General features: G+C 55.6%; 1 pseudogene. It reads right to left on the bottom strand.

Features of this window, described 5'->3' with window-relative positions:
• Positions 1-19: 19 nt before the first annotated feature.
• Positions 20-1,116 (bottom strand): annotated as a pseudogene (locus ACJ2PR_RS36030) (ISAs1 family transposase).
• Positions 1,117-1,194: the final 78 nt, after the last annotated feature.

The following is a 1,194-nucleotide window of genomic DNA, read 5'->3' as shown; positions in this document are numbered from 1 at the left end:
GGGGTAGGGTTGATTTATTCTAGCCAGAGGGAAAGCCAACCATCGGCAACAACTGCTCTAAGCGATTGCTGTATAGATCAATTGCCTCCGTGATTGAGGCATGTCCCGCCCGACGAAATAAAGTAATCGCCAGGTTGCGAATCACCGCCATCACCGTGGCTGCATTTCGCTTTGCAATAGAGCTACTATCCTCACCCAACACCACATCTTTGACCCAGTGCAGGGGATTCTCAATCCCCCAGTGCGCTCGAATCCGAGCTTGCAGCGCGTCTGCCTTTTGCGTCCAACTGGTGATGTAGTAGCGGCACTGCTCGAAGGGCTTTCCCTGACGGTGACCCGACCGCCTCACCTCCACGCCCTGTTGCGCCCCCGTCCAGACGGCTCGAACCTCCTGTGGTAAGGCAAAGACCGACGCAACGCGAGTCGTTTGGCGAGTGCGGGTCTGTTCGCTGTGAAGATGAACACTGAACACCGCGTCGCTTTGAGCCGCCTGCTGTAAGTGTTGATAAAGGGTCTTCTGATTCGCTTTGACACAAATCACATCGTCATTGCCTTGGGCTTGCAGCAGCGAGACGGTTTTTTTTGAGCGTGCAACGCATCCAGACTCACCGTCACCCCGCTCAACTGCAAGCGTTCTAGCAACGCATAGACCGCCTTGGTCTCGCTTTGGTGCTGATTGTCAAAGGCGGCTTGCCCCACCACTAGACCTTGCTCCAACTGAAACACCGAGACCACGTTGACAAAGTTTTGCTCGGCGCTGTAGCAGTCGGTGACGGTGTTTTTCAAGCCTTTGCCGTCTACGGCACAATGGTCGCCCGCTTGCACTAACCCTGCCTGCCGCGCCCAATGGCTGAAGGCAACGGCGACGGCGTTAAAGTCAATCTCCAGCAATAAGCGGCGAATCGTTGAGTAACTCGGCAGTTTTGCTCGGCGCAACCCCAACTGCTGGGCGAGATGCGCTTGGTGGCGCAGCATGAACCGGGATAATCCCCGGTAGCCCCGATAGCCACTCATCGTGCCGAGAATGATTATCAGCAGAAACACCCACAAGGGGTAGCGCTGTCCCGCCCCTCGGCGAGGGTCAGGAATGCTTTGTAGCGCGTCAATCAAGGTCATGAGTCTGAAGTGAGGTCGGTGTGAAGGGTCGCTTCTCTTAGCCTACATTTCCTTCCCATAGAATAAATCAACCCTACC

It is taken from the genome of Phormidesmis sp. 146-33, assembly GCF_052939515.1.
This window is presented reverse-complemented; position numbering and strand designations above follow the sequence as displayed.